5 protein-coding genes are annotated in these 6,000 nt (G+C 45.4%); 3 read left to right on the top strand and 2 right to left on the bottom strand.

The window, feature by feature from the left end; all coding sequences use genetic code 11:
- The first annotated feature begins 438 nt into the window (after positions 1-438).
- The gene (locus HMPREF2981_RS01595) at positions 439-1,416 is read left to right on the top strand and encodes a hypothetical protein (protein ID WP_070660230.1); all 978 of its coding nucleotides are present in this window, start codon (positions 439-441) and stop codon (positions 1,414-1,416) included.
- 87 nt (positions 1,417-1,503) lie between these two features.
- On the top strand, positions 1,504-3,003 hold the full coding sequence (locus HMPREF2981_RS01590; RefSeq protein ID WP_070660228.1) for a hypothetical protein: 1,500 nt from the start codon (positions 1,504-1,506) through the stop codon (positions 3,001-3,003).
- Positions 3,004-3,290: 287 nt separating this feature from the next.
- On the opposite strand, the gene HMPREF2981_RS11170 is transcribed toward HMPREF2981_RS01590, so the two are convergent.
- On the bottom strand, positions 3,291-3,413 hold the full coding sequence (locus tag HMPREF2981_RS11170) for a hypothetical protein (protein ID WP_256370510.1): 123 nt from the start codon (positions 3,411-3,413) through the stop codon (positions 3,291-3,293).
- A 318-nt stretch (positions 3,414-3,731) separates the two neighbouring features.
- Positions 3,732-5,093, bottom strand: a complete 1,362-nt coding sequence (locus HMPREF2981_RS01585; protein ID WP_246825195.1) for an MFS transporter — start codon at positions 5,091-5,093, stop codon at positions 3,732-3,734.
- Between the two features lie 319 nt (positions 5,094-5,412).
- Between HMPREF2981_RS01585 and HMPREF2981_RS01580 the strand changes: the two genes are divergently transcribed.
- Positions 5,413-5,826: a cupin domain-containing protein gene (locus tag HMPREF2981_RS01580; RefSeq protein ID WP_070660222.1), complete on the top strand. Its 414-nt coding sequence runs from the start codon at positions 5,413-5,415 to the stop codon at positions 5,824-5,826.
- Positions 5,827-6,000: the final 174 nt, after the last annotated feature.

The raw sequence follows: 6,000 nt of genomic DNA, 5'->3' as shown, positions 1-6,000 counted from the left end.
CAGGTAGGAAAATCCTACCTTTTCGGCAAAATCCGACCTGCTCGCGGTGTTATCGGGGCAGCCCGCAACGTGGCGGAGGTGAGGCGGTAGTACGGCAGCGGCGCGCTGGCGTGTCACTGTGGGTTTCGCGTCATAAAGCGCCACAAACAAAATTTTCGGGTGTTTCTCTCCGAAAATCCTAGGTTTAAGGAAAGGTTAAGGGTAAGCTGAGGATTAAATAAGGTTTTAAGAGTTTGAGTGAATGGAGGTAGTGGGTTCGTCATCAGAGATCTAGCCGCAGGGGTCTGTCGCCATATCAAATATGAAGAGTGCAGATATATTTGCTACACGGAGCACGTACAAGATACGAAGTCTTATTACAAATTGCAATGATCAACATAAGGGTAATCTCTATATTTTAAGGATCATAGAGATTTTATTTAGCAGAAAGGATATAGAATGTCTAAGAGAAGGAAAAATAATAAGAAAACTGTAAAAAGTGAAAAATGTATTCAGAAATCTGAAAAAGATCCGGATATTACTCTGGAACCGGATAAATCAAAGAGCAATAATGTCCGAAATTATATTCTGAACGTATTTCCTATATTTATTTCGATTGTAGCGCTAATTCTATCTTTTATCACTCATGTAACTAATGAAAATCGTGTAAATTACCAAGAATCAGAAAGTTTTAATGTAGTACAAAATCTCTGGAATGATTCTCCAGAATATATTTTATATAACGAATCAACAAAAAAATTATCTGATATTCCATCTCCAACATATATTATGTTTGTACCTACAAAAGTAAGGGGATTAGTAAAAAATGATATGACTCATATGTTTTTACAGCCTGTATCCTACACATATGTAGAAGAACAAATTAAGAGCGGAAAAACCACCGAGGATATTGTGAAATCTAAGCTTCCATATTACTTTAAAGGGAAATATGGATTACGAGATGTTGAAACTAGCGTAGTAGAAAACCCTCTCTATGAAAATGGTAGTAGTTTTCCTGAGAAGGTTGAAGTAACTACGTACCCTTATCTAATGATTGCTGTGCAAATAGATTATAAATATATTGGGGATTCGGAAAATAAAACCCAATATTTTGTAACCAACCCAGGAGGAAAGTATGACATAGATAAAAATAGATATAATAATATTATTAAGTATATGAGTGAAAATTCTTATATGGAAATAAAAATGGAAGACATTCAGAATTCTCGGGATCCAGATAAGAAAGAAAGCATATATAAATCTGCTCACCGAAAGGCTGTTAACATATTAAATAGTTCAAGGACTAAAGATGGAAAGAAACAACTGCTCAAACTTATAGGAGGTATTGAAGGTGGGTATGGAGGCATCCTTAAAGATTTGAATGATATGGCGACAGGAGTTGATATTATAGGTGAGTATGGTAGAAGAGAATATTAATCAAAGAAAATGTATATTTACAATATAAATTTCTATATTTTGATGTAATACTATCTCTGAAAGTATATAACTATGGAGGTTTAATTAATGAATGATGACTATAAGATCCTAAGGAATCGTGCAAATTATTTACTTATGAATGCAATATTACATGCAGTAAAAATATTACTATTGTATATATTAGTATATTTCTTGGCTTTTTATATTGCTACAATTGTTAGACTTAATGGTCGTTTTGAATTAGAAAGTTTAGATTATAGTACACGTGAAGTGCTATATTTTATTCCAAAGCTAATTCCTCTTGACCAATCTACACTTACAGGTCTTTGTGCTTTAATACTCGCTTTATTTATAAATGTTAGGAGTGAAGTTAAGGATATTGACGAGCTATCTCGGAATGCTCAGATAAGAGCAGTTTCTTATAAAAAATTTGCAAATTCAGTAATGTATATTGTATCTTTTATTATATTTTCACATTCTATCAACACTATATACAAAATAATTAGCGACGGCTGCCCAATAGAAAACTTCAATCCATCTTTATTAATTTTAATTTTCTTTGCAACTTTTATGCTTATTGTTAGTGCATTGCCAGGAGAGAATCGCCTTTCCTTGGAAGGACAGTGGAAAGATAAAATAAATAGTTTAGTATTGCTTAATAATATAAATATCAAAAATAAAATAGACTTCAGTAACATTTCACAGATTACATCTAAAGACTTCTATAAATATTACTCTGCCTATTCATACAATAAACCCTATCTTTCGTATATTGCATCAATTTCAGGGTATATTTCATTTAGGAAGTATTTATTTTTTTGTATTACTTATTACCTTCTTGTTTCTTTAATGTTTGTGTCTCCTGCGGTTGTTTTATATTTTGATATTTTAGTCTATAATCCCATGTATTTGCTGAGATTATTTTTGGTAGGATTTGTTGGAAACTTCATTCTTTCAATGGTATATTTCTTTATTTATCCATTACCTGTTTTATTCCCCATTTATAAGAAAGGTTCATTTATAGAATATTATCCACTGCAGATACTTCATTATATAAGCTTGTCTATATTTTGGGGAGGGGTGCTATCGTATACCGGAATTCGATTAATTGAAGTTTTTCATAATAGGCACAATGTTAAGCCTTACAATATATTTGAGGTTTTGGGAATATTATGGTATATATTTTTAATTATTTTTATCCCTACGGGTTTGTGGCTTGCTCGCCAAATATTTATTAAATATATTGGCAAAAAGACTTTGAAAGTTTCGAAATCTTCTGTAGATAGTGTTTTACATTTTGCAGAATCCTGGTATAAGTGGACTGAAGCTATGGCAATATATAAAGAAGCCTTTTTCTATAGGAACTCTATAGACGTGGACGATTTAGAAATACCTGAAACAAACTATAGTGAATTTTTATATTATTATAGTGAATGTAAAAATAAATCAAGAGAACTCAATAAGCATAAGCAGCATGATAGTACCTTAGAGTATGTTCTGCCAGGGGATACTCGGGTGAAAGTTGTATCGAGTTCTATTCTTACAGAGGAAGAATTTAAATCTGCGAAGTCCAAAGCTGAGGATTAACCCTTCTTCGGATGTCTAACTGCTACCTCGGAGTGGGCATCAAGGAGTGCCTGCCCTGCGGTGGTGAGCTTGTAGTCCTGCATGGGAACTGCATCTTCAAGGTGGGCAGGGAGAGGGGCACGCGCGGCCTCATCAGCTCAGCCTTTTCCGCGCCGCTCAGCCCGCTTACGCCCGCATCCTTCAAAGCCTTGCACAGCACTGGGGCGGTTACTAAGTCCAAGGAATCTGCGGCAGATTCCATTCGGTGCGCGCACCCGGTTCAAAGCTCACGTTCGCCACCTTGGCGCTCACCTCGGGTCAGCAACAAATGGGTAGTTATAGCTGGGGCGTATCTCGGGTGCGGTCGAATTGGGGTTCACCTCACCCCACGGGAAAATACCCTCGGTCACTTTGGTCTTAAACTTGGTCATCGTCAGCTCCCTTCGGTGTGGAGCTCAACGGTGTATCCCCTTCACTCCCTATTTTACGTTTGACCACTGGATTCCGAAGTATAGGCAAACGCGGCCCCAGCCGTCGGATGCACGGATAGACCTTCAGATTTTCGGGGTCTTCTGTGGTAGCGGGCTTACCCCACCCCAGATTCGCGAGCAGGTGGTTTTTGGTCCGAGCAGGTGTGATTTTCCTACCTTTTTGGCAAAATCCGACCTGCTCGCGGTGTTATTAGAGTTGCCCGTAGCCCGGCGGGCGCGAGGCAGTGGGTGGTACCTAGAGGCGATATACAGAGCAAGTCATGCACCCGCACGGTTCTTTGCCTCATTCCGCGATTCCTGCGCCCGTATCGCTCGTGCGGTCGGGCCGAGAATGAATGTGAATACGGTGGCGATAACGAAGAGTGACCCTCCGGCAACGATGGTGTTGATCGCACCGAACGCTGGTACCGTCCATCCGGTGATGAGGTACCCAACCATACCCGCCAGGGAGAAAACCACGCCCATGAAGCTGTAGACGCGCCCGCGCATGTGTTCGTCGATAGCGTCTGCGAAGAGGACTTGCCCGAGCACTTCTTCGGGTCCGTAGAACATGCCCCAGATGAACCAGAGCACGAGTACCGCCCACAGCGCCGGGTGCAGTCCCATACTCAGACAAACGGCGCCGTAGCCGAGTCCGGAGATGCACATCCACCCGCGTTTGGTCATACGCACCCGCCCGGCGCCTGTACCGACGCCGAGTTTGGCTGAAAGCCAGGAGCTGATCACGCATCCGGCGGCGTAGACGGAAGTTGCGATTCCGAAGGCGGTGTAGGCGTGTCCGAGATCGCGGGTGAGGTATTCAAGCATGGGCAGGGTGGTGATGGGTACGGCGGCGATGGAGAGGAACCAGAAGGTGAGCATGCCGCGCACGATGGGGTTGTGTGCGGTGTAGGCGGCGCCTTCGCGCAGGAGTCTGCCGGTGTGGTGTTCCTGCACGGTGGCGGTGCGTTCGGCGTGGGTGAGGTCGTAGTTGCGTATGGTGGCGACGGTGAGGGCAGCGAGCAGGTTGAGGGTGCCTGCGAATCCGACGGCGAGGGCTGGGGTGGTGAAGGATGCGACGGCGGCTGCCACGGTGGGGCCGAGGGTTTGGGCGAGGAAGATGAGGCTGCCGCGGCGTGCCATGTATTTTTGGTAGTCGTCGCCGAGCAGGGAGGGCATGGCGGCGGAGGCTGCGGGGGATGAGAAGGTGCCGAAGGTTGAGACGAGGAATGCGATGGTGAGGAAGGCGGCTAGTCCTGCGGCGGCGTAGAGGGCTGGGGATGCGATGAGTAGGGCGGCGCTGGCGAGCCTGAAGCTGACGGTGAGGGTTTTGCGGTTGAATTTGTCGGCGATAGCGCCTGCGAAGGGTGCGAAGAGGATGACGGGGACTGCCTCGACGACCATGACGATAGCGGAGTGGGCGAGGTCGCCGGTGGTGCCGTAGGTCAGCAGGGGCATGGCGATAGCTTGGATACTGGACGCAAGAGCATCAGAAACCTGCGCGGTCAGGAGCGTGAGCTGCCCGCGTGCGTTCAGCGGCGTTGCTGATGTGGGTTTTGCGGTCGCGTCTGGTGTGTTTGTTGGAATGCGCGGCGCAGGTGATTCAGGGTGCTCAGGCGAAGGGTCTGTGGTGCGTCTCATAATACTGTGGATTCTATCACGGGTAAGAACGCTGTAACCGAGGCGAAACAAGACACAAGACGCGCGAGCAGATAACAGTCCGTTATCTTCTCGCCGAAATATTATCTGTTCGCGGTGTTATCGGGGTTGCCCGCAACCTGGCGGAGATGGATGAAGCGGTAGTGCGGTAGCGGCGTGCTGGCGTGTCGCTGTGGGTTTTGCGTCATAAAGCGCCACAAACAAAATTTTTGGGTGTTTCTCTCCGAAAATTCTAGGTTTAAGGAAACATTAAGGGTAATCTAATGCCTGAATGACGTTTCAAGGACAAACGGAGGAATCCATGAGTCAATACGAGACTGAAGTGACCGAGGGTGTGTTCCCGCTCGGCGGTGTGAACGATGCACTCGCCCAGTATTTCAGCGGCACCAGCTACATGAATACGCTGGTGAATGATCCGGATGTGCCTGTCACCGTGGCGAACGTGAGCTTCGAGCCGGGTGTTCGCAATAACTGGCACAAGCATAATGGCGGGTTCCAGATCATCCTAGCGACGGCGGGGGAGGGCTGGTACCAGGAAGAAGGCAAGCCACCTGTCAAACTCCGCGCTGGAGATGTGGCGGTCGCCAAAGACGGCGTGAAACACTGGCATGGAGCTACAGCAGACTCGTGGTTCTCCCACCTTGTTATCACGGCAGGTACGGCAGAATGGCTGGAACCAGTGGTAGATGATGAATACCCAAATTCCGAAACATAGGTAAGCACGGTTCCGACCGAATACGGCAGCCCGCAACGTGGCGGAGGTGAGGCGGTAGTACGGCAGCGGCGCGCTGGCGTGTCACTGTGGGTTTCGCGCTATAGCTTGTCACAAACAAAAATCTTTGGGTGCTTCTCTCCAAAAATCCAAGGTTTAAGGAAAGATTAAGGGTAG

Source organism: Rothia sp. HMSC069C01 (assembly GCF_001814655.1).
Classification (GTDB): domain Bacteria; phylum Actinomycetota; class Actinomycetes; order Actinomycetales; family Micrococcaceae; genus Rothia; species Rothia dentocariosa.
This window is presented reverse-complemented; position numbering and strand designations above follow the sequence as displayed.

Coding starts and splice junctions, on each gene's coding strand:
- HMPREF2981_RS01580 (WP_070660222.1), top strand. CDS start 5,413: ATGAGTCAATACGAGACTGAAGTGACCGAGGGTGTGTTCCCGCTCGGC.
- HMPREF2981_RS01590 (WP_070660228.1), top strand. CDS start 1,504: ATGAATGATGACTATAAGATCCTAAGGAATCGTGCAAATTATTTACTT.
- HMPREF2981_RS01585 (WP_246825195.1), bottom strand. CDS start 5,093: ATGAGACGCACCACAGACCCTTCGCCTGAGCACCCTGAATCACCTGCG.
- HMPREF2981_RS01595 (WP_070660230.1), top strand. CDS start 439: ATGTCTAAGAGAAGGAAAAATAATAAGAAAACTGTAAAAAGTGAAAAA.
- HMPREF2981_RS11170 (WP_256370510.1), bottom strand. CDS start 3,413: ATGACCAAGTTTAAGACCAAAGTGACCGAGGGTATTTTCCCGTGGGGT.